Here is a 21,814-nt window from a genome sequence, read left to right as displayed (position 1 = left end):
CAAAAAAATATTGGCTGAAAGCTGCAATCCTAATTTTAAATTTTTATTTTTGGCTCAAATTATTTTGAGAGTGAAAATTAGTTGAAAAGGGCCTGATTTGTTCTTTGCCGGATACTACGCTAACAAATACTGCTCGTTTCAATTGGTTTTGTCGTCTTTCTGAAAAAATAAAATCTAATTTGAACAAAATGAAAAATTCTTCATTGATCCTGAACTTGGTTTTGGCTGCTGCAGTCATTGTGATTTATGTGTTACATTTTAGTGGAAAAAGTGCCGGAGATGCTAGTTTGAGTAATTCTACGGATGTGGGTTCAACTTCCGGGTTGAAAATTGCCTATATCAAAGTTGATTCTCTGATTTTGAATTATGACCTGGCTGAAGAATTGCATGATGAGTTCACCAAAAATCAGGAAGCCTATACCAAGGAATACACCGATAAGCGCTCGTCTTTTGAAAAACGTGCTGCTGCTTTCCAGGAAAAAGTACAACGGGGTGGTTTCCTGACTCAGGATCGTGCCATTCAGGAACGTGATCGTTTGGTTGGAGAAGAACAAGAGATTTTAACCTTGGATCAGGAACTTTCTACAAAACTATCAGAAATGCAGGCTGCCAACAATAAAGAATTAATTGATAGCCTGATGAACTACCTGGAAGAGTTTAACAAAGACAAAAAATACAACTACATTTTGAACGCTGGAAACGTGTTGATTGGCGATGATGCCCACAACATTACCAAAGAAGTTTTGGATGAGATGAACCTGCGTTACAAAAATAAGTAAGCAACAAAATACGCTTAAGCTTAGCGACTGAATCCGGACTTTGTCCGGATTTTTTTTATCCCTAACTTTCCTGCATGACTTTTGCCAATCGCTACATTCAACGCAATATTAACTACCCCGCATGGGTTTCAGAGATGCCCGCAGCAGACCTGGGCATGATTGTAGTAATCCCCTGTTTTGACGAGCCGGATATCCTGCGAACCATTCGTTCGCTGGCTGCTTGTCAGCCGCCCAGGCAACAGGTTGAAGTGATCGTTGTGGTGAACCAGTCGGAACATAGCCCGGAGACGGTGACCCTTCAAAATCAACAAAGTATTCAGGAGCTGGAAGCCTGGCAGCAAAGCGAGAAACCGGCTTTCTTTCAGCTTCATGTTTTGGTTCCGCCACCTTTTCGGAAAAAGCATGCCGGGGCCGGGCTGGCCCGCAAAACCGGCATGGATGAAGCCATCCGACGCTTTGCTGCAATCCATAATGCCGATGGATTGCTGATTTCGCTGGATGCGGACACGCTGGTTGCCCCCAATTACTTGGTAGCCCTTGAGGAGCATTTTCAAAAGGCTCCCAGGGATGTTGCAGCAACTCTGAAATTTGAACATCGGATTTCGGAATTGGAAGAAGAGCGGCACCGGCAAGGCATGCAACTGTACGAAACCTACTTGCATTATTACAAGCAGGCGATGGCCTTCACAGGCTTTCCGCATGCGATTTACACCATCGGTTCAGCCTTTGCTGTGCGCGCCGAAGCATATGTGAAGCAGGGTGGGATGAACCGTAAACAGGCGGGCGAGGATTTCTATTTCTTGCATAAACTGGCGCAGGCGGGGCACATTGGCGAAATTAACCAAACCTGCGTTTATCCTTCGGCACGCATCTCGCACCGGGTTCCTTTTGGTACCGGGCCGGTGCTTAGGAAGTGGCTTGAGGGGGACGAAAGTCTGACGCAAACCTACAACTTTCAGGCTTTTCAAGATTTAAAGCAATTGTTCGACCTGTTGCCAGCGCTTTATGCCGGAAACAATACCCTGGCACTGTTGAACCAACTGCCAGCGCCTTTAAAGGCTTTCCTGACAGAAGATGGGTTTCTGGCCTCGCTGGAAGAAGTCCGCGCCAATGCTGCACGTTATAGCAGTTTTCAAAAACGTTTTTTTGCGAATTTCAATGCGTTTAAAATGCTGAAATTTCTGAACTTCACCCATCCTCACTGCTATCCTTTGCAGGATTTGGATGAAGCTTACCGGCAACTCAAGCAAACTTGAATGGCCTGATAAGCGTGTGATGTTTATTTCATTGCTATTCCTCGGGCGTTTAAGCCAGCTGTGCAGCTGTTTGCTGAATCAAGGCCCAGGCTCGTTCTACATGTTCTTGCCGGGTTTGTGTTTGCCCCACACTCATGCGCAGCCAGAATTGCCCATTCAGAACGGTATGTGTCAGAAAGATTTTACCACTTTTATTTAGCGTGTTCATCAGCTCCTTATTGAAAGCGTCTTCTTTCTTGTGCCGGAAACAAACCAGGTTGAATGGCGGTTGGTTCAGCAATTCGAAGTCTTCCGATTTATCAACCCAACTGGCCAGCTCTTGTGCCAGGCGGATGTGCTCGCTGATGTGGTAACGCAGTCCTTCTACGCCATAATGCCGAATAACAAACCACAGTTTTAACGCCCGAAAACGACGCCCTAGCTGAATGTGCCAGTCGCGGTAATCAATCACGGCTCCTTTTTCGCTTGCTTCATTTTTAAGGTATTCCGGCAGAATGCTTAAGGTTTTGATCAGTACCGCTTTGTCGGTAACATAAAAGCAGTCGCAGTCAAAGTTGGTAAATAGCCATTTATGCGGATTGAAGGCGTAACTCTTGGCCAATTCTAGGCCATCGAATGCGGCGCGGTACTCGGGGCAAACAGCGGCTGATCCGGCCATAGCGGCATCAATATGAAGCCAGATGTCGTAACGGCGGCAGATTTCTCCTATGGCCCGAATCGGGTCAACAGCGTTGGAGGAAGTGGTGCCAATGGTTGCGCAGGCAAAAAACGGGATAAAGCCTTCCTCCAGGTCCTGCTTGATCTGCTGTTCCATTTTCTCCGGATCCAGGGCGAAGTTTTCATCCACCTCCACAATGCGCAGGTTACGTTCGCCAACGCCAATCACTTTAATGCCTTTCTCCAGCGAAGAGTGCGTTTGCGACGAGGCATAGGCTACAATCTTGGGGCAGCCTCCCAACTTGTTGGTTCCGAAATTGGTTTTCATTTCGCGGGCACAAAGCAAGGCGGTAATCAGTGCGTTGGAGGCGGTGTCCTGAATAACCCCGCCACCGTTGTTGGTGGTTTTAAACGCCTGTGGCAAGCCCATCATGTCAACCAGCCAATCCATTACATGACTTTCCAGCTCGGTGCAGGCGGGGCTGGTGGCCCACAGCATGCCTTGAACGCCCAGTCCGGCCGAAAGCAGCTCGCCCAGAATGGATGGTCCGGAGGTGTTGGACTGGAAGTAGGCAAAGAAATTGGGGGATTGCCAGTGGGTGATTCCGGGCATAATGAATTGTTCCACATCCTTCATCATGGCATCAAAGCTTTCGCCTTTTTCCGGCGCATTGGGCGGCAGGTTCTTGCGAACATCACCGGGGCTTACCTGCGATAAAACCGGATAATTTTCGACTTGCTCATAGTAGTCGGCGATCCAGTCAATAAGTTTTTTGCCCTCCTCGCGAAATTGCGCCGGGCTCATATGGTAGTTTTGTGTTGTCATGGTTAATATCGGATGCTAAAATCGCTGTAATTGGCGTTTGGTTCTAGTTTACTTTGGTTTAATTGGTCGGTTCGGCTATAGCCGTTTCCTAGTTTCAGGTAATCGATAAAACAATTCAAATCCTTTTCCCGGCCTTCTACTTCCAGTTCCACTTTCCCGTTGGGCAGGTTTTTTACCCAGCCATTCAGCTGGCATTCCTTGGCTTTTTGATGAACAAAATGCCGGAATCCAACACCTTGAACCCTTCCGGAAAGTAAGATATGACGTCTGGATTTAGCCATGATTGACCGGTGCTTCTTCGGGAGCTTTCCCAAATTCAGTCACCACATCCGGATGTACCAGTGCCCAAATGGAATAGATGCCGACACCTGTTCCAACCGGGAAATTGAAAATAGCCAGAACCGACAGGATTAAAACCAGGATGCGGGCCCATTCTTTTCGTTTAATTAAGCCAAGTCCGCCAATAATGCCAGGGATAGCCACCAGGATGAAAAGAACGGCAATGACATTGGCCACAATCGATAGGACGAGGTTGGCTTCCGCGTCGTCGGAGAAATCTCCAACCAAATGCAGAATGGTATAAATTAAGAGGGCGAAAAGTATTCCGAAGATGCTGTAGCCAATTTGCAGGGCTGCAACAATATTGATGTGTTTTTGCATGATGTGATTTTTGCTTTAAAATTAGCAAGAATGTTTGAGATTTGCATGCGGTTTACAAGTACTTCTTGCTTTAGGCCTGATTAGCTCGAAAGAATTGGTGCCCTGATGGTTAATTGCACCCTTGAAGAAGGCTTAAGCACGCTGATATTTTGAGCTATCAAAGCTGCTTCATAACATAAATGTTTTCAGGCAACCTTTTTATACCTTCAATCATCTATTAGTCAATTGTGATTTTTAAGGAACCCAGGGCACTATGATCTAATTACTTTTCCTAAGTTATAGAACTTTGGAAAAGGTATACACCGACAATTTGCAAGACCTTAAGATGTAAAAGCGATGGATTTACACCCGCCTTAGTACGATTCGCCCCCCCTTACGCCTGATTCTGAAAAATAGTAATCAAAAACTTAAAATGATGAAAACAAAGTATCAGGCTTCTGCTGCTCCTTCTTTTAATTAGGAATGTAAAAATATGAAATAAGAGTATGGTTTTTAATTTAGAATTCGCTATGCAACAAAAACCTTTATCAAGCTTTAAACTCTGGTTAAATATATTGATATTAATCTTCCTTGTCTCATGTTATAAAGAGGATGACTATCCATCACCGATAAATTACATTATCGAAGGCCCGCAGGACCAGTTCCCGGCTTTTTCACCGGATGGCGAACATATCGCCTATTATCATTTTGCTTGGGGAAACTCTGGCGATTATCCCACAGGGCTTTACATTATTGATAAGAACGGGGGTAATCGTAAATTAGTTTTGCGAGGGGATCATTTTTCACCGTCCTGGTCTCCCGATGGGCAGTGGCTTGTTTTTAGCTCTGGGGGAGTAATTCAAAAATGTAAAATAAACGGAGACAGTCTTACCACTTTTTCAGGCCTGAACTATCTGGATAATCCTGAATTTTATTTTCCGGATTGGTCGTCAGATGGCAAATATATATTATTTGACAAACCATTAGGCGATGAGAGGGGGGTGTATTTTACGACACATAAATTCCAGAATCCAAATGTAATTTTTGGGTTAAATATTACTTCAGGTCGGGATCCCGAATTATCTCCTAATGGGAATGAATTCATTTACTATGACTGGATGGATGGTAAAACCCCAAGCGAAATCTTTAAGCAAGATACAGATGATAAAATAAAAATCAGGCTAACAAATAATGAAAGAGATGATCGTGCTCCCACCTGGTCTCCGGATGGCCAAATGATAGCCTGGAGCAGCAGCCTTCGCTTATGCGTAATGAATGTAGATGGAAGTAATTACCGAGAAATTACTTACGGCAAAGATCCTTCATGGTCGGTAAGTGATGAAATCGTATTCAGCCATGCTAATGCAGACTATTCTAAAGAGGTATTGTATATCGTAAATTCAGATGGGACTAAACAAAGACAAATTACATTTTAAGATTAGCTTCTATTAACCGTGGCTGGATCGGATTTGGAATCCGATCCCTACTAACAATGGATTTGGAATCCATAAGGTTTAACTGTACAATAGCCCATCTCCCCCTTGTTTGAGCGAAGCGGTAACAAGGGGTTCGCTTGGTGTCGTTTTTAACGACCATTAAAAAATCGGCTGGCTTTTACTTCTCGCGTTGTAGAAATAAAAATCAACAGCTAACTTTTATTTCTCGCGCTGTAGAGATGAAAATCGACAGCCAGCTTTTACTTCTCGCGCCATAGAAATGAAAATCGGCAGCCAGCTTTTGCTTCTCGCGTTGTAGAAATGAAAACTGACAGCCAGCTTTTACTTCTCGCGTTGTAGAAATGAAAATCAGCGGCTAACTTTTATTTCTCGCGCTGTAGAAATGAAAACTGATAGCTAACTTTTACTTCTCGTGCTGTAGACGTGAAAATCGGCAGCCAGCTTTTATTTCTCGCGTTGTAGAAATGAAAATCAGCGGCCAGCTTTTATTTCTCGCGTTGTAGAGATGAAAACTGACAGCTAACTTTTACTTCTCGCGCTGTAGAGATGAAAATCGACAGCCAACTTTTACTTCTCGCGTTGTAGCAATGAAAATCAGCGGCTAACTTTTATTTCCGTAACACAACGAAAGAATTCAGCAACTATACGGCCCATCAGACTGTTATTGAAAATAGACCAGTAGTCATTACGATTAAACTGGATTTTTAAGTATTTTTGCAGCACTTATAAAGAAAGGAGAGAACCATGGAATTTTTGCTAGTATTTGGCGTTGCTGTAGCCTTGGTGGCCCTTGCTTTTGTCGGGTTGGCCATCCGCATTTTAGTTCAGAAAAGGGGGAAATTCCCGAACCTGCATATTGGAGCCAACAAACACATGAAGGAGCGCGGCATTACCTGTGCCCAGACTTTTGATAAGATGGAGCAGGCAAAAGCCAAACGTCAATTAACATTTAAACAACTTTCACTGATTGAGGATAGCCCCGGTGGATGTTGATAAGTTGCAGCTCAACCGAGCTTAGGGTGCAATCAGCCGTCTTTTTATCATTAAAGGACGGCTGATTGTTTTTTTGTCGAGTTCTAAGTAGTCGGTTGTCAGTTATCGGTTTTCAGTTATCGGTTGTCCGATACTCACGACTTCTTTCCCCGTTCTCCTGTTTCCTTACTCCTTCCTCCCTTTTCCCTTCTTCGCTACTCGTATTCCTTTTTCAGCAGCTTTTTAAATCCCGGGCTTACATAGGTTTGGTAGTTCCCGTTTGGGTCTGAATAAATAAAGTACACATCAATCTCCGGGTCAGCTTCGGCTATGGCGATGGATTTTTCCAACCCACTCACCATAAATGCCGTGGCATAGGCGTCGGCCGTCATGCAATTGTCGGCCAGTACCGTTGTGCTCAGCAGGCTGTGCTGGACGGGGTAGCCGGTTTTCGGATCGATGGTGTGGGCGTATTTTATGCCATCTTCCACATAGAAATTGCGGTAATTGCCCGAAGTGGCCAAGGCTCTGTCCTGCAGTTCAACAATGGCTTTTAGCTTCTGCTGGGTGAAAAATTCGTTGTCATCGGGTTTGCTGATCCCAATTGACCAGTAGTTTCCTTTGGCATTTTTTCCTTTGGCAACCACTTCGCCACCAATCTCAACCATCAGGTTTTTACAGCCCTGGCTATACAAATAATCCGCCACCATGTCGCAGGCAAATCCTTTGGCAATGGCACTGGCATCGAGCATGGTGTTGGGATGATCCTTCATAAGCTGACCGTTTTCCAGATGTACTTTTTGGTAGCCAACCAGCTGCTTGAGCGAGTCGATGAGTTGGGGGGTAACCTGTTCTTTGTTTTTGAACCCAAATCCCCAGACATTCACCATCGGAGCCACGGTTATGTCGAAGGCGCCATCGGTGAGTTCCGAAATTTTCTGAGCCTGCTTAAAAATGGTGATAAAGAGCTCGTCCAGTTCGGTGGGTTCATTTTTATTCACCTTCGAAATGGTTGAGGTTGAATCGAAGGTGGACATGGATTGGTTCAACTCCATCATAACGGCTTCAATTTCCGGCTGAAGGTCTTTCCCTTGCGGGCTTTCATAGGTAACATGATAAATTGTTCCGTAAATATACCCCTCGTTTGAAATGTACTGAGCAGGTTGTTGGCAGGATGCCAGCGCGAAAAGAAGGAGGGAAAGAAGGTAAAATGTTCTCATTGATCTTGTGTTTTGAAGTTGTCCTTTAAGCGGTTGAGCCTTTGTTTTGAGCTGATGGGCGCCACAGGGCTGTTTGCTGGTGTAAATATAGCGCATTCCTGTTTGTTGTGGTAATTTTTGAACCTCTTCCATCCAGGCACCTTGCTTTTTATTGGGAGGACAATTTACGGGACAAGAAGTGTGCTTGCAGGTTGTTTTCCAGCTGATTGATGCTTTGAATGCTTCTTTTTTGGCTTTTCAGAAACATTCTTGGATGATTATTTTTAATTTTGCGTTCGGAAAAATAAAACATTCACACTAAAATATTTGAACTGTGGGAAGAGCATTTGAATACCGGAGAGCAGCCAAGGAAAAACGCTGGGGGCATATGTCCCGAATTTTTCCAAAGTTATCACGATCAATCACGATGGCCGCCAAAGAAGGCGGGCCTGATCCGGATATGAATGCCAAATTGCGGACGGCCATTCAAAATGCGAAAGCGCAAAACATGCCTAAAGACAATATTGACGCGGCCATTAAGCGTGCGGCAGGAAAAGATGCCAGCGATTATACCGAAGTCAACTACGAAGGCAAAGGTCCTCATGGGGTATTGATTTTTGTTGAATGTGCCTCAGATAACACCACCCGTACGGTGGCCAATGTGAAGTCGTACTTCAACAAAGCTGGTGGTAGCCTGGTGCCTACAGGTTCGCTCGAATTTATGTTTGACCGCAAAGCGGTGTTTCAGTTTGAAGCTTATGAGGGGCTGGACCTGGAAGAACTGCAACTGGAATTGATTGACGCCGGACTGGAAGAAGTGGAGCAAAATGAGGACACGGTTTACGTGTACGGCGATTATACCAGCTTTGGAACACTTTCGCAGGCGCTGGAAGAGTTGAAGATTGATGTGAAAAAATCAAGCTTACAGCGTATTCCAACATCGGCCGTCGAGTTTACCGAAGAACAACTGGAGGATATTGAAAAACTGCTGGATAAAATTGAAGAAGATGACGATGTGCAGCAGGTATTTACCAACATTGCCTGATTTGAATTTGAAATAAATAATAACAAAACGAAAAGCTGTTGTCCGTTGGGCAGCAGCTTTTTTTGTGCACTCAGGCCGGCAAATTGTTCTGCGATAGCTTAAAAACCATTATTTTTGTGGCATGAGAACTATTTATACCCTTTTGATTTTGATCCTGGTAGTTGCTTCTTCCTGCCAGACCCAATGGACAAATGAAGAACAAGCACAGTTGGAAACGGCTTTTAATAAAGCCGGTGAGAATCGGGTGGAGCTGGAGAAGGCCTTGGAGCAAGCACCCAAAGAGCACCGTAAGGCGGTTTTGTTTTTAGTGACAAACATGCCTGAGCGGGATTTGACCTCGTTGACTGCAGACTTTATTCTTGAAAATACACGGGTGGCCTATCAGGCGCGCGAGCAGTTTGCCTGGTGTCAGGCTTTACCCGACTCCGTTTTCTTTAATGAGGTACTGCCTTATGCCAGCCTGAATGAGCGACGCGATAACTGGCGTCAGGATTTCCTGGACCGGTTTACACCACTGGTGGCCAATTGCTCCACCATTTTTGAAGCCGTGGACTCGGTGACTCAAAATATTAAGGATGTGGTGAAGGTGGAGTACAATACCAAACGCCGCAAAGCCGATCAAAGTCCTTACGAATCGATGGAACAAGGGATGGCCAGCTGTACCGGCCTGTCCATTTTGTTGACTGATGCCCTTCGGGCTGTCGGAATTCCTGCGCGTATTGCCGGCACTCCGCTGTGGACGAATATGCGCGGAAATCATACCTGGGTTGAAGTTTACTTGGATGGCGAATGGTACTTTACCGAGTACTATCCGGATGAATTGAATAAAAGCTGGTTTTTGGCCGATGCCGGAAAGGCTGACCCCGAAAAGCCGATTCATGGTGTTTATGCCACGTCGTTTAAACAAACGGGCTTGAGCTACCCCTGCGTGTGGGACGAAGACATTCAATACATTCCGGGCGAAAACGTAACGGCCAGGTACATTCGATTATACGAAGAGCAGGTGAAGAACAGTGCGTTAAATGACGATGAGTTGTTGGTTGACTTTGTGCTATACCTAAACCAGGATACTACCAAGGGCGACAACCGCGTGTCTGACCGGGTGGAGATTTGGCAGGGCGATAAGAACATCGACTTTGGATATTCGCCGAGCACGATTGATGACCTGAATAAGTTTCTGAAATTTAAGTTGAAAAAGAATTCAGCTTACACCATTCGTTATGCCGATGGCAAGGGTGGTCAGCTGGAAGAAAACATTGAAACCGGCAATCAGGCCGAACTGGTTAAACTATACCAGGAATAGACTTTTACAGGCTTTTGGCCGAAGCAGAAAAGGCGATCAAGACAGTTCATTAAACTGCTTTGATCGCCTTTTTTTCGTTAAGCTTTTCCTGACAAGACAGGCCACTCAAATGCGTAAACGGGAATTAGCGTTTGTCATGTTCAATGGTTACTGAGCCTGGCGCGGAAAGCTCCGTCCGGACGGCTTCGTTCCAGTTCATTTCCTTTCCAAACTGGTTGTTGCTAATCACAATGTTGTTCACTTTCTCAAAAAAGAACGGATGGGTATTCCAGTGGAATGGTTCAAACTCGTGGTTGTATTGAATGGTGTTGTTTCTGAAAATCAGGCCGTCCGTTGATTTGGCATACAGAATCGGTTGGTCGAACATATCGAAGGTGTTGTTTTCGATGACGATTCCCGAGTGGAAAAACTGCTGTTGGTCTTTCAGGTTCGGAATTTCGGGGTAAATGGAAATAACCGCATTGGTAAACTGGTAATTGGCCGTCAGCGCATTGACAAAGCGGTTGTTGCGGATCAGCACATCTTTACAAGCGCCTGTTTCGAACCAGCCATTGCAGTCGCCGCAAAGGAGGATGGCGGTTCCGTGTGTGTGGTCGAACAGGTTGTTTTCGCAAACCACTCTTCGTGGGGTGCTGAACAGCGTGCCCCGGGCACGGTTGTTCCGGATGATGTTGTCTGAAAAGATCACTTCGGGTGTCCAGCTCAGGTTCTCAATGCCAAAACTTCCTGCTTCCGAAATCTGTTCAGGAAGGTCGTCGGTGAAAACCAGCTGAAACTCTTTGGCCCCAAATTCCGTGGGCTGGTCAACAGCCTGAATCGATTGGATGGTATTGATGTGTTGGTTCACCAGTTCCATTTTTTCCGATTCCACAAACTGGACCTTGTCGCCGGCCTCACCCCATTTAAATCCCCAGGCTTGCGGATGCATGTAACGTCCCTGCAGGGTGCGCTTGTCAATGCGTTTGGTTACTTTCAGGTAAGTTCCGTGCACGTTGATGGCATCGTCGGCCATGCCTTCATACAGCCCGTTTTTAGAAATAATCACCCCTTTGCAGGCCGAAAAGTGCGTGGCATCGGCCTGGGTGGTGAAAAAACGTTCGTCATCCTTGCCTCTCAAACACACGCTGAACCCGTCCAGGGTAATGTTTTCGCTCATTTGAGCCACTAAGCCCATCCCTTCGGCGTAGTGAACCGTTACTTGCTGGAAGCTGGTATTGGTACACTCGCTAACAAAAATACCGGGGGTGGGACGATGATAGGAGCGAAGCACAAAGCGTTCGCCGGGCGATGTGTGGGTGAGTTGCCCCCATCCTTTTATGCTCAGGGTGTTGGGTGATTGTTCCGAAACCGATGCCGGATTGAAAGCCACATCGGCCCGCTGGTAAGCCAGTCGTTTGTCGGCCCGGAAAGGCATGCATACGTATGGGGTAAACTCGTAACTTTCGCCTTCCACCACCAGCTTATTGTTCTCAATCCGGTAGTTTCCTTTCGGATAAATTTCGGCAATCACTTCATCGGCCTCTTTATTCACCGCCGTAATCTTTAATTGGCGCAGTGCCGGAACTTCAAAATCAATATGCACATTTTTCAGTGTGACATTGGTGCTGTTCAACAAGGCAAAGGGAATCATCCTTCCGTGGAAGATGAAGTCAGATCCTTGTCCGTCCAGCGTAATGTTTTTCAAATCTTCAAGCGCAAATCCCACTTTCTTTGGGTTGTCCTGGTCATGATTGGAGATGTAGTACTCGCGGGTGAAGGAACCGTCCTCGTAAAAGTCGTACCGTCCTTTGGGAAAGGTAACGGTTAGCGGCGAATCGTCTTCCCGCGACTGCAAATGCTCCATTAATTTCACGGCGGCAACCGATGCGTTTTCCTTTGAATCGGGTTGAACTCCAAAGGTGTCGAAGGAGATTGTTTGGTGCGACTGAGAGCAACTGAAGCACAAAAAGAGAAAAGTCGTTAATAGTAGCGTAGTCGTTTGTTTCATACTTGTTAATATGCTTTTTATAAATGTAGATTGAGTGTTGTCAAATCTTTTGCTAAAATAGCTAAACTATTGCGATCGATGAACCAGGGTGAATGTTGACTTGCGGCTTTACGGGGATTTGTATCGCTTTGTCTTTAGTCGGTTAGTTACTTGCAGGATTGTATGGAAGCTTATTAGATGTGTCATTTGGATGATTAATTCTTTAGAATCAGCTTTTCAACAGCTTGTTTGATCAGGTCAACTGTTTCCTCAAGCTCTTGCTCTTCCATCGATGCAAAGCCAAAGCGGAAGGCATTTTCAGCTTTATTGATGCAGCTGATTTTTAATCTGTTTTTAACCAATGTATCAGTTAACTCCTGAATGTCAATTATACTATTGAACCGGATCCACATGGCCATGCCTCCGGATGGAATTGAGTAAGATACGTGAGAACTTAAAGACTGCTGCAGCAACTGAGCGAGTCGCTCTCTTCGTTGATGGTATACTTTTTTTGCTTTTTTTAGGTGACGACTGATTTCTCGTTCCTGAATCAATACTGCCAAAGCATCCTGCATGTACATATCTCCTCCAATGTCAATGATTTTACGTAGTTCTGTGGCTTGTGCTATAAAATTCACTGGGGCAACCATAAAACCAATCCGAATAGCAGGATCGAGTACTTTGGAAAAGGAACCAATGTAAATGATGTTTCCATGATGTTGAGCACTCGCCAGCGGTAAGTAAGGAGAAGAGCTGTAGTGGTAGTCATAATCATAGTCGTCTTCAATGATTACAAAATTGTATCTTTTGGATAGCTCCAACAGTTTTATCCTTCGTTCGACACTTAAAGTTACGGTCGTTGGATAATGATGATGAGGGATGACATAAACAACGCTTATCTTTGTTTTTTTGCAAAGTTGCTCAACTTTATCAACATCCAACCCATTCGAATCCATTGCGACTTCAATGAGCGTTGCATTCAGTTGGTTAAAAACCTTGTTGGCCATGGGGTAATTGGGTTTGCCAACAATGACTGAAGTTTTTGGTACAGCAAGCAAGCGGGCTGCCAAATAGATACTCATTTGTGCCCCATGGGTAATTAGTAAGTTTTCTTCTGAAATGTTGATTCCTCGGGTTTCCGACAGGTAGTTGGCTAGCTCTATTCGTAAACGAATTGTTCCCTGTGCATTGTCTTGGGCTGTTTTTTTTGAAACAGATTTTCGAGCTGCAAGTAGCCGATAAGTTTTTAGCAAGGACGAGATGGGAGACAATCGGATGTCTGGCCGGCCATCATCAATAAGCCAACGAAATGAATCGGTTGGTTGAACTGTTGTGATCGGCTCAACTTCAACAAAAGGAATATTCAATGAATTTTGATATGGGGGAGTTGTTTCTTCTTGCTCCCATTTTTGAGGACGAAGGTGGGGAATCTTCTCTGAAACATGAACTTGCTTTCGGGGGAGGATTGTAATCCAATCCTGAGCATTTAGCTCATCATAAGCCGCAATGACAGTTTTACGGTGTACGCCCAGCAATCGAGCCATTTCTCGACTACTTAATAGCGGAGTTCCCGGTTTTATAACTCCATTTCTAACAGCCTGAATAATACTTACTGCAATTTGTCTGTATACAGGTAATTTCAGGGATCTGTCTATGGTAATGATGGTTTCAAAAGGGAACATGCTGGACTATCTGTTAGTTTAAAACTGGATGACAAAGATAGTCCAAGCGGGCTTTACTTTTGCAGTACAACATTAAAACTTAATTGTATGAACTTTACAATCAGAAAAGCAAACTTAGAGGATCTGGATGCAGCAGCAGCTTTGTTTGATGCCTACAGAGTGTTTTACCGGCAAGAGTCAAACTATGAAAAAGGGAAAGCATTTTTGAAAGAACGATTCCTTAATAGTGAGTCGGAAATATTTCTTGTTTTTGTGGCTGACAAAGCGGTTGGCTTCGTTCAACTCTATAAGTTATTTCATTACATCAAACTTGAGAAACAGTGGCTTCTGAGTGATTTATTTGTTCATCCCGATTATCGGGGGCATGGACTGTCTGTTGCTTTAATTGACAGGAGTAAGAAGTGGTGCGAGGAAACCCATGCGTGTGGATTGATGCTGGAAACCGAAAAAACAAATGACATTGGAAATCGTCTTTATCCACGTTGCGATTTTAAATACGACGGGTTACACAATTACTATCATTGGTGGAGGTAACTATATTTTTGAAATGTTTCGCATGGAATAGACGTGCTATTTGCTGTGTGAGATGCAATACATCAAAAGCAGAATGGGGAACACTTAGTGCTCCCCATTCTAATATCGTTTTGTCAAATTTTGTATCGATTTAGGACTGGCTGATTTCAAATCCTACTTGCTTCAAATGTTCATAGTACTCCGGGTACGATTTAGAAACCACCATCGGATCATCGATGGCAATGGGCTGGAACAGTGCTGCGGGAGCAAAAGCCAGGGCCATGCGGTGATCGTGGTAAGTAGCAATGCACGGAATTGCTTCTTTTTCAAGCGGAAATGTGCCGTCCCATTTTAGTTCGCCATGTTTGGGTTCGGTAATTTGTGCACCAAACTTAGCCAGCTCATTCTGCAGGGCGGCAATGCGGTCGGTTTCCTTAATTTTCAGTGTTTCCAAACCGGTAAAATGGAACGGAACTTTTTTGAGCACACACAGCATGGCCATGGTTTGAGCCACATCGGGGGTCTCAATGAAATTAAGCTGCAAATGTTTGGGTTGAATGTTGGCTGACTTGGTAAGAATGATGCCATCAGCGGTGGCTTTGCTGTCAACGCCAAACTCTTTAAACCAGGCGGCAATCTGACAGTCGCCCTGCAAGCTCATTAAGCGCAGGTTCTTGAGTTCAATCTCAGCTTCATCGGCCAAAGCGGCCAGCTGGTACCAATAAGATGCGCCGGTCCAGTCAGCTTCCACCGTAAATTCACGGGCTTGATAGGGCTGTTCATCCACCCGTATTTCCTGCCCTTTCCAAACTGATCGGACCCCAAATTGCTTCATCAACTTCAGCGTTAACTCGATGTAGGGGCGCGAGGTAATCTTATTTTTCAGGCGCAGCGTTAGCCCTCCTTCAATGCAGGGGGCAATCATCAGCAAGGCCGAAATATATTGGCTGCTGACACTTCCATCCAACTCAAGAACTTTGCCTTTGAGGTGTGAGCCCCAAATCTTCAGGGGCGGGAAACCTTCGTTTTCCAGGTATTCAATTTTGGCTCCCAGTTGATTCAGCGCATCTACCAGAATGTGAATGGGACGTTGTTTCATCCGTTCTGATCCGGTAATGGTCCACTCGCCAACAATTTGCGATAAGAAAGCGGTCAGGAAACGCATAGCCGTTCCGGCATGCCCAACATCAAACCGGTTGGTGTTGGATGTCAGTACTTTTTGCATCACGTCGATGTCATCGCTTGTTGACAGGTTTTTCAGCGAATAGGGGCTGTAACTCAGGGCATGAATAATCAGTGCCCGGTTAGCAATGCTTTTAGATGAAGGAAGGGCAATGCTTCCTTTGATTATTTTGTCCGCTTTGGAAAGACGATAGTTCATGATTGAATACGATAATTAAAGTTGTTGATAGGCTTCAAGGGCTTCCAAAATGAGTTCTTTCGAACAATCCTGGTTGATTTCAACCTGCCCAATTGCTGAAATAAGGGTGAAATTGATACGGCTGCCCTCATTCTTTTTGTCGTGGGTCATCAGCTCGTAAAGTTCGTCGTAAGCTGACGGCTCGATCTCAAATTTGCCATAGGTTTGAAGTAGCCATTGGTTAATTTCGTTCAGCTTAGCCTGGTCAAAACCACACACTTTTGCCGACAGGAATAACTCGACAATCATGCCATAAACAACGGCAAAGCCGTGTAGGATTGGTCGTCCGGCATGTAAGGCATAGCTTTCAAAAGCATGGCCAACCGTATGTCCAAAGTTCAAAGCCTTCCGAATATTTTTCTCGGTCAGGTCATTCTGAACATGCCAGTCCTTGACAGCTACTGAATGGGCGATAATGTCAGCCAGCAGTTCATAGTTGATGTTCTCCAGGTCGTAGGCCATCAACTCTTCCCAGTGTGCCGGGTTTTTAATCAATCCGTGTTTGAGCATTTCGGCATAGCCCGACAGGAAGTTCGCCTGATCAATGGTTTTCAGGAATTTGGTGTTGATAATGACCGCATCGGGTTCATTGAATACTCCAATTTCATTCTTTAACCCGTTGAAGTTGATGCCTGTTTTGCCGCCCAATGAAGCGTCAACCTGAGCCAGCAGGGTAGTGGGGATGTTGACAAAAGCCATTCCACGCTTAAAGGTAGAGGCTACAAAACCACCCAAATCGGTCAGCATGCCGCCACCAATGTTAATCAATAGCGATTTGCGGTCGGCTCCGTTTTTCGACAAAAATTCCCAAACCTGTTCCACCGAGCGGATGGATTTGTTGGTTTCGCCCCCGGCAATGCTGGTACACAAAATGCCATACTCTTTGATAAGTTGTTCAAGAGGAGGCAGACAGAGTTGTTTAGGGATGTCTTCGGTCAGTAAAAAAACTTTACCGGCCGGGAACCGCTGTACGATTTTTTCGAGTTCTTCCGCTACGTTTTGGGAAAAGATAATATTTGAGTGTATTTTTGATGGTGTCATTTGCAGATTGATTAGAAGAAGGCAAAGTTAAACTATTTTTTTCAGCCCTTTAAAATCGTTAATTAAAAGGGGGGAATATTTACGATTCATTAAAAGAACATGGAGATTTCAAACCAAAAACGATCACGGAAAATTAAACGCGCTTTTTACCTGGGAGGCCTTCTTTTGTTGATTCCGATATTTATTTTTTACTTGATGGATATGGATGTAGCTGCGCTGGTTAGTGGCGGGGTTTTGGTGGTTTTTGTTTTTGGGTTTCAGTTCATCGGTTTGAATTATGTCCATTACCTGTCCAAAGGCGACTTGCTTCAGATTCGGTACTACCCGATTGTTTCGTTTTTTGGAAAAGAATACAGTTCCATCGAGTTTCATAAAAAACGGTTGTTTAAAGCTGAAATTAAACGCTCCTTTCTCTTTCAGGACCTGCACCTTGAAATTCGAACCAGGGAAGGGATTGCCGAATTTCCGGAAGTGAGCCTAACAGCTATGAGTCCGGATGATATTCAGTCCATTGAGAATGACCTGGACGAGATCAGCCATTCAAAATAGCGCTTGCGAGTTTCGGGGCTATTCCGTAAATTGACTGTAAAAGCCCCTGCATGAGTCCTTTCGAACAACTAAAGTATCAAATTGCACTGTCACTTATTCCGGGTATTGGCTGTGCCAATGCCAAGCGTCTGATGGCCTCACTGGGAGGGATTCCCGAGATTTTTAAGGCTAGTAAAAAGCAACTTTTAAAAGTGCCGAACATCGGAGAACTTAAGGCTCTTAAAATTTTGGAAAGCGATGTTTTGGGGCGGGCAGAGGCTGAAATCTCCTTTATTGAAAAAAATCACATTCAGCATGCTTTTTATTGGGATGATCATTACCCGGTGCGTTTGAAACGTTGTGTTGATGCGCCTTTGATGCTTTACTGGAGGGGGAACGTGAATTTCAATGCCGAAAAAATAGTCGCTATGGTTGGTACGCGTAATGCGACTTCCTATGGTCGTGCCTTTTGCGAAGAACTGGTTGAGGCTATGGCACAACGCGGCGGCTATACGGTGGTGAGCGGACTGGCTTATGGTATTGATGTTGCTGCTCACAAAGCCTGTCTGAAATATGAGGTACCTACGCTAGGTGTATTGGCACATGGGCTGGAGCGGGTGTATCCTTCTTTGCATCGTTCGGTGGCTGATCGGATGTTAAGCGATGGTGGTCTGGTCACTGACTTTATTAGTGAAGTGGAAATTGAACGCACCAATTTTTTGCGTCGCAACCGGATCATTGCCGGCCTGGCTGATGCCACCATCATTGTTGAGTCAGCTGAAAAGGGTGGTTCCCTGGTGACGGCTGATATTGCCGACTCCTACAATCGCGATGTGTTTGCGCTTCCTGGACGCAGTACCGATTCGTATTCTAAAGGATGCAACCAGCTCATTAAATCGAACAAAGCTTTGATGATTGAAAATCTGGATGACCTGGAATATGCCATGGGCTGGCAGCAAGCAATTGACCGGCCATCCAAAATTCAGAAACAATTGTTTGTTGAGCTGACTGCTGAGGAGCAGCAACTGGTGGATGTGCTGGATGTGCAGGAAGTGTATATTGATCAGTTGTGCTCGAAAGTGAAAATGCCCATGGGTAAAGTGTCTTCTATTTTGCTAGCCCTCGAATTTAAAGGTTTGGTTATTAGTCTTCCGGGTAAAATGTACAAACTAAGCTAAAAGCACCATCCGGATAGCAAATCGTGTCATTTGTTCTGATATTATTTGAGGTGATCGGTTTGGCCGATGCATTTTTTAATGGTTTTTAGTAGCTTGTCTTGAGACCTGATTCGCTGAGTGTTTGTTGAAAAAGTCATTAGAATTTTGAAATTTTTAAGCGTATCTTTGCGCCCTATGACAAGTTTCAGCGAATTAAAAGTTAATAAATCGATATTGAAAGTGTTGGATGAGTTAGGGTTTGAACACCCCACACCCATCCAGGAAAAAGCAATTCCGGTTATCCGTTCAGGAGCAGATGTGGTTGGAGTAGCGCAAACAGGAACGGGGAAAACAGCCGCGTACCTGTTGCCCATTTTTATGAAATTGGTGAAGGCTGAAGGGATGGACCCACGGGTGCTGATTTTGGTACCTACCCGAGAGTTGGCTATTCAGGTGGGGGAAGATATCGAGGAGTTGACTCGCTACAACAATATTCGGCATGCTGCCGTTTATGGCGGTATTGGGTGGACGAAGCACGCCGCCTTGATCGAGCCGGGGATTGATATCCTGGTAGCGACACCCGGGCGTTTGCGTGATTTGTACCATGCTGGTGCCGTTTCGTTGAAAAAGATTAAAACCTTGGTGATTGATGAAGCCGATCGCATGCTCGACATGGGCTTTATGCCGCAAATTCGGCAGTTGCTGGAGATTATCCCGGTGAAGCGTCAAAACCTATTGTTTTCAGCTACTTTTGATGAGAAAGTTGAGCTGATGACCGAGGAGTTTCTTGATTTTCCGGAGCGTATCGAAGTGGCTCCATCGGCTACACCTGCCCAACTGGTTAAACAATCGTATTATAAAGTTCCGAATTTCAAAACCAAACTGAATTTGGTGCGGCACTGGTTGCAGGATGAAGAAGTGTTCAACCGGGTGCTCATTTTTGTGCGAACCAAGGAGCACGCCGAAAATGTTTACAAAGTTATCAAGCGAAAGACGGAAGGTGAAAAGCGGATTTTGCATTCCAATAAGGGACAGAACACCCGCATGAATGCGATTCAGGCATTTAAAGATGGGGAGTTGAGGATTCTGATTTCGACCGATGTCTCTGCCCGTGGATTGGATGTGTCTCTGATTACGCATGTGATTAATTTTGACCTTCCTCAGCGTTACGAGGACTATGTTCATCGCATTGGACGTACGGCACGCGCGAACAACCATGGGGAAGCGATTTCGCTGATTGACCCTTCTGAAGAATTTCACCTGAAAAAGATTGAGGAAGTGATTCGGATGTCGATTGACGAAAAACCTTTGCCGGAGGATTTGGTTGTTGAGCCTACTGGAAAAGCGGAGCATCAGGAGCAAATGCGTGAAATCGATCGTCAGAAGAAGATGGAAGATCCGGATTACAAGGGCGCTTTTCATGAAAAGAAGAAAAGACCTGCCAAAAATATAAAGCCGGCAGAACGGGCAATGCTGAAACGTAAAAATAAAGGGAAACGCCGGCGCTAAGCACTTTGCGGAATTGGGTGGTGTGAGCCGGTAACCTTAGTCTTGCGGGAGGGTGAAGTAAAAGATGCAGCCTTCTCCCGGAATGGCATTGCTGATCACACCCACATCGCCACCCAGTTTTTCAACAATACGTTTTACAATGGAAAGGCCCAGCCCTGTACCTTCAATTTGAGATTGGTTAAAACGCTCGTATTTTCTGAATAGCTTTTTCTGCTTGGCTGGACTCAAGCCGTCGCCATTGTCTTTGATCCAATAGCGGATTTTCTTTTCGCTGTAAAATTGGGTGGAGCCCAACTCAATAACCGGCGGCTTGCCCCCATACTTAATGGCATTGCTCAAAAAGTTCACCCACACCTCTTCAATCCAGGGACCATAGCCATAGGCCGACGGCCAATCCTTGGGTTTGATGATGGTTGCCTCCGAGGTTTTAATCATATCCGCCAGCCGTTTTTCGCTTTCTTCAAACACCCGAAGCATGTCCACAGGTTCTGATTTTACATCCTGTTGCCGGACACTGGCCAGGGTCAGCAATTCTTTAATAACATGCAAGGATTTGTTGGCTGAAAGCTGAATGAGTTCAATGATTTCACCCAAGTCCTGAAAGTTTTGCTGTTCCACTTCAGACTGAATTAAATCCGTTGAGGTCACAATGGCGCCGATAATATTCTTCAGGTCATGAGCTACCGTATGATCAAAGGCATCCAAATCAGCAATCAGCTTTTCTTTCTCTGCAATTTCTTGTTTTAGCTGCTGGTTCGTTTGATTGATTTTTTGTTCGTAAACCGTTTTCTCGGTAATGTCACGGAGGGTGATTAACTGGCCGGAGAGGCTGTTTTTTGGATCGTAAAGGGGCGTGATCCGAAGGTCAAAATAGATGGTTTCGCCATGAATTTCAGCATCCAGCTCAATGGGCTCAAGAATTTCTTTGGGGGCCAGCTGTTCCATCAACGATTTTACTTTCGGAAATGCGGTAACCAGTGACTTCCCAAGAATGTCATTCCGATCTTGCTGTGTAAGTCGTAAGAATGCCGGGTTGACATCGATAATTCGTTGGTGGCGGTCAACAACGGCAATTCCATCAGGAAGCATATCCAAAAATTTATTGCGGGCAATGGGAACAAGGTCGAAGGTGCCGTAACGAACATTCATAAAGGTGAGTGCCAGTCCTGAAAACACAAAAAAGATGGGCGTCCAGTCGAAGCCCGGTACCGGACTGACGTTGAAAATGTACATGAGGTTACCAACAACCGGAAAGATGCAGGCCATGGTAAGCAAAATAATCTGGGTATGAAAGTTCTCCGGAAATTCGAAAATCAGCGAAACAATGTTGATAATGCTTAAGAACAGCAGGGTGTAACAGAACATAAAAACCAGCCAAAATAGAATCCCATATTCATAATTGGTGGTGTTGAATTCCGGGTTGATGCTGTAAGATGCCCAATGCAAAAAGTGAAGATCATTGGTTAGTACCAGCAGTAAAAAGATTGAAGCCAAGCTAAATAGGCCAATTTTTAATTTTCGGGTTATAGCAGCGTGCTTGGAAGCAAAATGAAGGCTGAAGAGATAGAAAAAAACGGGTGTAAACACAATGCCCAAATAGGAGAGTTTGGACCAAAATATCTTCAAACTTAAAGAAGTTGCAGCATATTCCAACCCATAAAAAAAAGCCCACGCCGCTGTTCCGAATTGCATGAGCGCCAGGTAAATCAGTCCGGTGGATCTTTTGTATTTAAGTAGATATAGACTGATAATCAGGCCCGCAATTCCTGAAAAAACAAGAACAAGTAAAAGTGGGGTGATAAGATATGGACCTACCTCGTGTCTCATTAGTTATAAATGAGCCACGAAGATACAAAACTTTAAAA

At 44.9% G+C, this 21,814-nt stretch carries 19 protein-coding genes; 10 read left to right on the top strand and 9 right to left on the bottom strand.

Going from position 1 to position 21,814, the window contains the following annotated elements; genetic code table 11:
- Positions 1-188: 188 nt before the first annotated feature.
- A complete protein-coding gene (locus Q1A18_RS13020; RefSeq protein WP_299580850.1) occupies positions 189-779 on the top strand; it encodes an OmpH family outer membrane protein in 591 nt (196 codons plus the stop codon).
- A gap of 74 nt (positions 780-853) precedes the next feature.
- Positions 854-2,035 (top strand): glycosyltransferase, encoded by a 1,182-nt coding sequence (locus tag Q1A18_RS13015; RefSeq protein WP_299580847.1) that lies wholly within the window; start codon positions 854-856, stop codon positions 2,033-2,035.
- Between the two features lie 49 nt (positions 2,036-2,084).
- Here Q1A18_RS13015 and Q1A18_RS13010 read toward each other — a convergent pair whose 3' ends face one another.
- The 3 genes from Q1A18_RS13010 to Q1A18_RS13000 are packed head-to-tail and all read right to left on the bottom strand — an operon-like array spanning position 2,085 to position 4,178.
- Complete coding sequence (locus Q1A18_RS13010) at positions 2,085-3,518, bottom strand: pyridoxal-dependent decarboxylase (protein WP_299580844.1); 1,434 nt, start codon at positions 3,516-3,518, stop codon at positions 2,085-2,087.
- Between the two features lie 2 nt (positions 3,519-3,520).
- A complete protein-coding gene (locus Q1A18_RS13005) occupies positions 3,521-3,799 on the bottom strand; it encodes an acylphosphatase (protein WP_299580841.1) in 279 nt (92 codons plus the stop codon).
- The gene (locus Q1A18_RS13000) at positions 3,792-4,178 is read right to left on the bottom strand and encodes a hypothetical protein (protein WP_299580838.1); all 387 of its coding nucleotides are present in this window, start codon (positions 4,176-4,178) and stop codon (positions 3,792-3,794) included. Before Q1A18_RS13000 ends, Q1A18_RS13005 begins: the two co-directional genes overlap by 8 nt.
- Positions 4,179-4,663: 485 nt before the next feature.
- Between Q1A18_RS13000 and Q1A18_RS12995 the strand changes: the two genes are divergently transcribed.
- Together Q1A18_RS12995 and Q1A18_RS12990 are read left to right on the top strand one after the other, a co-directional pair.
- Positions 4,664-5,593: a hypothetical protein gene (locus Q1A18_RS12995; protein ID WP_299580836.1), complete on the top strand. Its 930-nt coding sequence runs from the start codon at positions 4,664-4,666 to the stop codon at positions 5,591-5,593.
- Between the two features lie 765 nt (positions 5,594-6,358).
- The gene (locus tag Q1A18_RS12990) at positions 6,359-6,607 is read left to right on the top strand and encodes a hypothetical protein (RefSeq protein ID WP_299580833.1); all 249 of its coding nucleotides are present in this window, start codon (positions 6,359-6,361) and stop codon (positions 6,605-6,607) included.
- A gap of 194 nt (positions 6,608-6,801) precedes the next feature.
- On the opposite strand, the gene Q1A18_RS12985 is transcribed toward Q1A18_RS12990, so the two are convergent.
- Complete coding sequence (locus tag Q1A18_RS12985; RefSeq protein ID WP_299580830.1) at positions 6,802-7,806, bottom strand: FAD:protein FMN transferase; 1,005 nt, start codon at positions 7,804-7,806, stop codon at positions 6,802-6,804.
- Between the two features lie 313 nt (positions 7,807-8,119).
- Between Q1A18_RS12985 and Q1A18_RS12980 the strand changes: the two genes are divergently transcribed.
- On the top strand, positions 8,120-8,830 hold the full coding sequence (locus tag Q1A18_RS12980; RefSeq protein WP_299580828.1) for a YebC/PmpR family DNA-binding transcriptional regulator: 711 nt from the start codon (positions 8,120-8,122) through the stop codon (positions 8,828-8,830).
- 121 nt (positions 8,831-8,951) lie between these two features.
- Positions 8,952-10,133, top strand: a complete 1,182-nt coding sequence (locus Q1A18_RS12975; protein WP_299580826.1) for a transglutaminase-like domain-containing protein — start codon at positions 8,952-8,954, stop codon at positions 10,131-10,133.
- A gap of 124 nt (positions 10,134-10,257) precedes the next feature.
- Here the strand turns inward: Q1A18_RS12975 and Q1A18_RS12970 are convergent, their stop codons facing one another.
- Together Q1A18_RS12970 and Q1A18_RS12965 are read right to left on the bottom strand one after the other, a co-directional pair.
- Entirely contained in the window at positions 10,258-12,120 is a 1,863-nt protein-coding gene (locus tag Q1A18_RS12970; protein ID WP_299580823.1) for an alpha-1,3-galactosidase B, read from the bottom strand.
- 194 nt (positions 12,121-12,314) lie between these two features.
- On the bottom strand, positions 12,315-13,781 hold the full coding sequence (locus tag Q1A18_RS12965) for a PLP-dependent aminotransferase family protein (RefSeq protein ID WP_299580820.1): 1,467 nt from the start codon (positions 13,779-13,781) through the stop codon (positions 12,315-12,317).
- 87 nt (positions 13,782-13,868) lie between these two features.
- Between Q1A18_RS12965 and Q1A18_RS12960 the strand changes: the two genes are divergently transcribed.
- On the top strand, positions 13,869-14,315 hold the full coding sequence (locus Q1A18_RS12960; RefSeq protein WP_299580817.1) for a GNAT family N-acetyltransferase: 447 nt from the start codon (positions 13,869-13,871) through the stop codon (positions 14,313-14,315).
- Positions 14,316-14,445: 130 nt separating this feature from the next.
- On the opposite strand, the gene Q1A18_RS12955 is transcribed toward Q1A18_RS12960, so the two are convergent.
- Both Q1A18_RS12955 and aroB read right to left on the bottom strand, forming a co-directional pair.
- Positions 14,446-15,675, bottom strand: a complete 1,230-nt coding sequence (locus Q1A18_RS12955; RefSeq protein WP_299580814.1) for a 3-phosphoshikimate 1-carboxyvinyltransferase — start codon at positions 15,673-15,675, stop codon at positions 14,446-14,448.
- Positions 15,676-15,690: 15 nt separating this feature from the next.
- Entirely contained in the window at positions 15,691-16,755 is a 1,065-nt protein-coding gene (gene aroB / locus Q1A18_RS12950) for a 3-dehydroquinate synthase (RefSeq protein WP_299580811.1), read from the bottom strand.
- Positions 16,756-16,854: 99 nt separating this feature from the next.
- Here aroB and Q1A18_RS12945 point away from each other — a divergent pair, with 99 nt between their 5' ends.
- The 3 genes from Q1A18_RS12945 to Q1A18_RS12935 all read left to right on the top strand — a co-directional run bounded on the left by Q1A18_RS12945 (position 16,855) and on the right by Q1A18_RS12935 (position 19,949).
- Entirely contained in the window at positions 16,855-17,304 is a 450-nt protein-coding gene (locus tag Q1A18_RS12945) for a hypothetical protein (RefSeq protein ID WP_299580808.1), read from the top strand.
- A gap of 50 nt (positions 17,305-17,354) precedes the next feature.
- Positions 17,355-18,461, top strand: coding sequence for a DNA-processing protein DprA (gene dprA, locus Q1A18_RS12940; RefSeq protein WP_299580805.1), 1,107 nt, complete (start codon positions 17,355-17,357; stop codon positions 18,459-18,461).
- A gap of 174 nt (positions 18,462-18,635) precedes the next feature.
- On the top strand, positions 18,636-19,949 hold the full coding sequence (locus tag Q1A18_RS12935; RefSeq protein ID WP_299580802.1) for a DEAD/DEAH box helicase: 1,314 nt from the start codon (positions 18,636-18,638) through the stop codon (positions 19,947-19,949).
- Between the two features lie 36 nt (positions 19,950-19,985).
- On the opposite strand, the gene Q1A18_RS12930 is transcribed toward Q1A18_RS12935, so the two are convergent.
- Complete coding sequence (locus tag Q1A18_RS12930; RefSeq protein ID WP_299580800.1) at positions 19,986-21,776, bottom strand: histidine kinase N-terminal 7TM domain-containing protein; 1,791 nt, start codon at positions 21,774-21,776, stop codon at positions 19,986-19,988.
- Between the last annotated feature and the right edge of the window lie 38 nt (positions 21,777-21,814).

The organism is uncultured Sunxiuqinia sp., assembly GCF_947495665.1.
In the GTDB taxonomy this organism is placed as follows: domain Bacteria; phylum Bacteroidota; class Bacteroidia; order Bacteroidales; family Prolixibacteraceae; genus Sunxiuqinia; species Sunxiuqinia rutila.
Note: the sequence above shows the minus strand (reverse complement) of the source record. Positions and strands in the feature narration are given on the sequence as shown.

Bases quoted from the DNA above. Each gene is read 5' to 3' on its own strand.
- Q1A18_RS13020 (WP_299580850.1), top strand. From the start codon at position 189: ATGAAAAATTCTTCATTGATCCTGAACTTGGTTTTGGCTGCTGCAGTC.
- Q1A18_RS13015 (WP_299580847.1), top strand. From the start codon at position 854: ATGACTTTTGCCAATCGCTACATTCAACGCAATATTAACTACCCCGCA.
- Q1A18_RS13010 (WP_299580844.1), bottom strand. From the start codon at position 3,518: ATGACAACACAAAACTACCATATGAGCCCGGCGCAATTTCGCGAGGAG.
- Q1A18_RS13005 (WP_299580841.1), bottom strand. From the start codon at position 3,799: ATGGCTAAATCCAGACGTCATATCTTACTTTCCGGAAGGGTTCAAGGT.
- Q1A18_RS13000 (WP_299580838.1), bottom strand. From the start codon at position 4,178: ATGCAAAAACACATCAATATTGTTGCAGCCCTGCAAATTGGCTACAGC.
- Q1A18_RS12995 (WP_299580836.1), top strand. From the start codon at position 4,664: ATGGTTTTTAATTTAGAATTCGCTATGCAACAAAAACCTTTATCAAGC.
- Q1A18_RS12990 (WP_299580833.1), top strand. From the start codon at position 6,359: ATGGAATTTTTGCTAGTATTTGGCGTTGCTGTAGCCTTGGTGGCCCTT.
- Q1A18_RS12985 (WP_299580830.1), bottom strand. From the start codon at position 7,806: ATGAGAACATTTTACCTTCTTTCCCTCCTTCTTTTCGCGCTGGCATCC.
- Q1A18_RS12975 (WP_299580826.1), top strand. From the start codon at position 8,952: ATGAGAACTATTTATACCCTTTTGATTTTGATCCTGGTAGTTGCTTCT.
- Q1A18_RS12970 (WP_299580823.1), bottom strand. From the start codon at position 12,120: ATGAAACAAACGACTACGCTACTATTAACGACTTTTCTCTTTTTGTGC.
- Q1A18_RS12965 (WP_299580820.1), bottom strand. From the start codon at position 13,781: ATGTTCCCTTTTGAAACCATCATTACCATAGACAGATCCCTGAAATTA.
- Q1A18_RS12960 (WP_299580817.1), top strand. From the start codon at position 13,869: ATGAACTTTACAATCAGAAAAGCAAACTTAGAGGATCTGGATGCAGCA.
- Q1A18_RS12955 (WP_299580814.1), bottom strand. From the start codon at position 15,675: ATGAACTATCGTCTTTCCAAAGCGGACAAAATAATCAAAGGAAGCATT.
- aroB (WP_299580811.1), bottom strand. From the start codon at position 16,755: ATGACACCATCAAAAATACACTCAAATATTATCTTTTCCCAAAACGTA.
- Q1A18_RS12945 (WP_299580808.1), top strand. From the start codon at position 16,855: ATGGAGATTTCAAACCAAAAACGATCACGGAAAATTAAACGCGCTTTT.
- dprA (WP_299580805.1), top strand. From the start codon at position 17,355: ATGAGTCCTTTCGAACAACTAAAGTATCAAATTGCACTGTCACTTATT.
- Q1A18_RS12935 (WP_299580802.1), top strand. From the start codon at position 18,636: ATGACAAGTTTCAGCGAATTAAAAGTTAATAAATCGATATTGAAAGTG.
- Q1A18_RS12930 (WP_299580800.1), bottom strand. From the start codon at position 21,776: ATGAGACACGAGGTAGGTCCATATCTTATCACCCCACTTTTACTTGTT.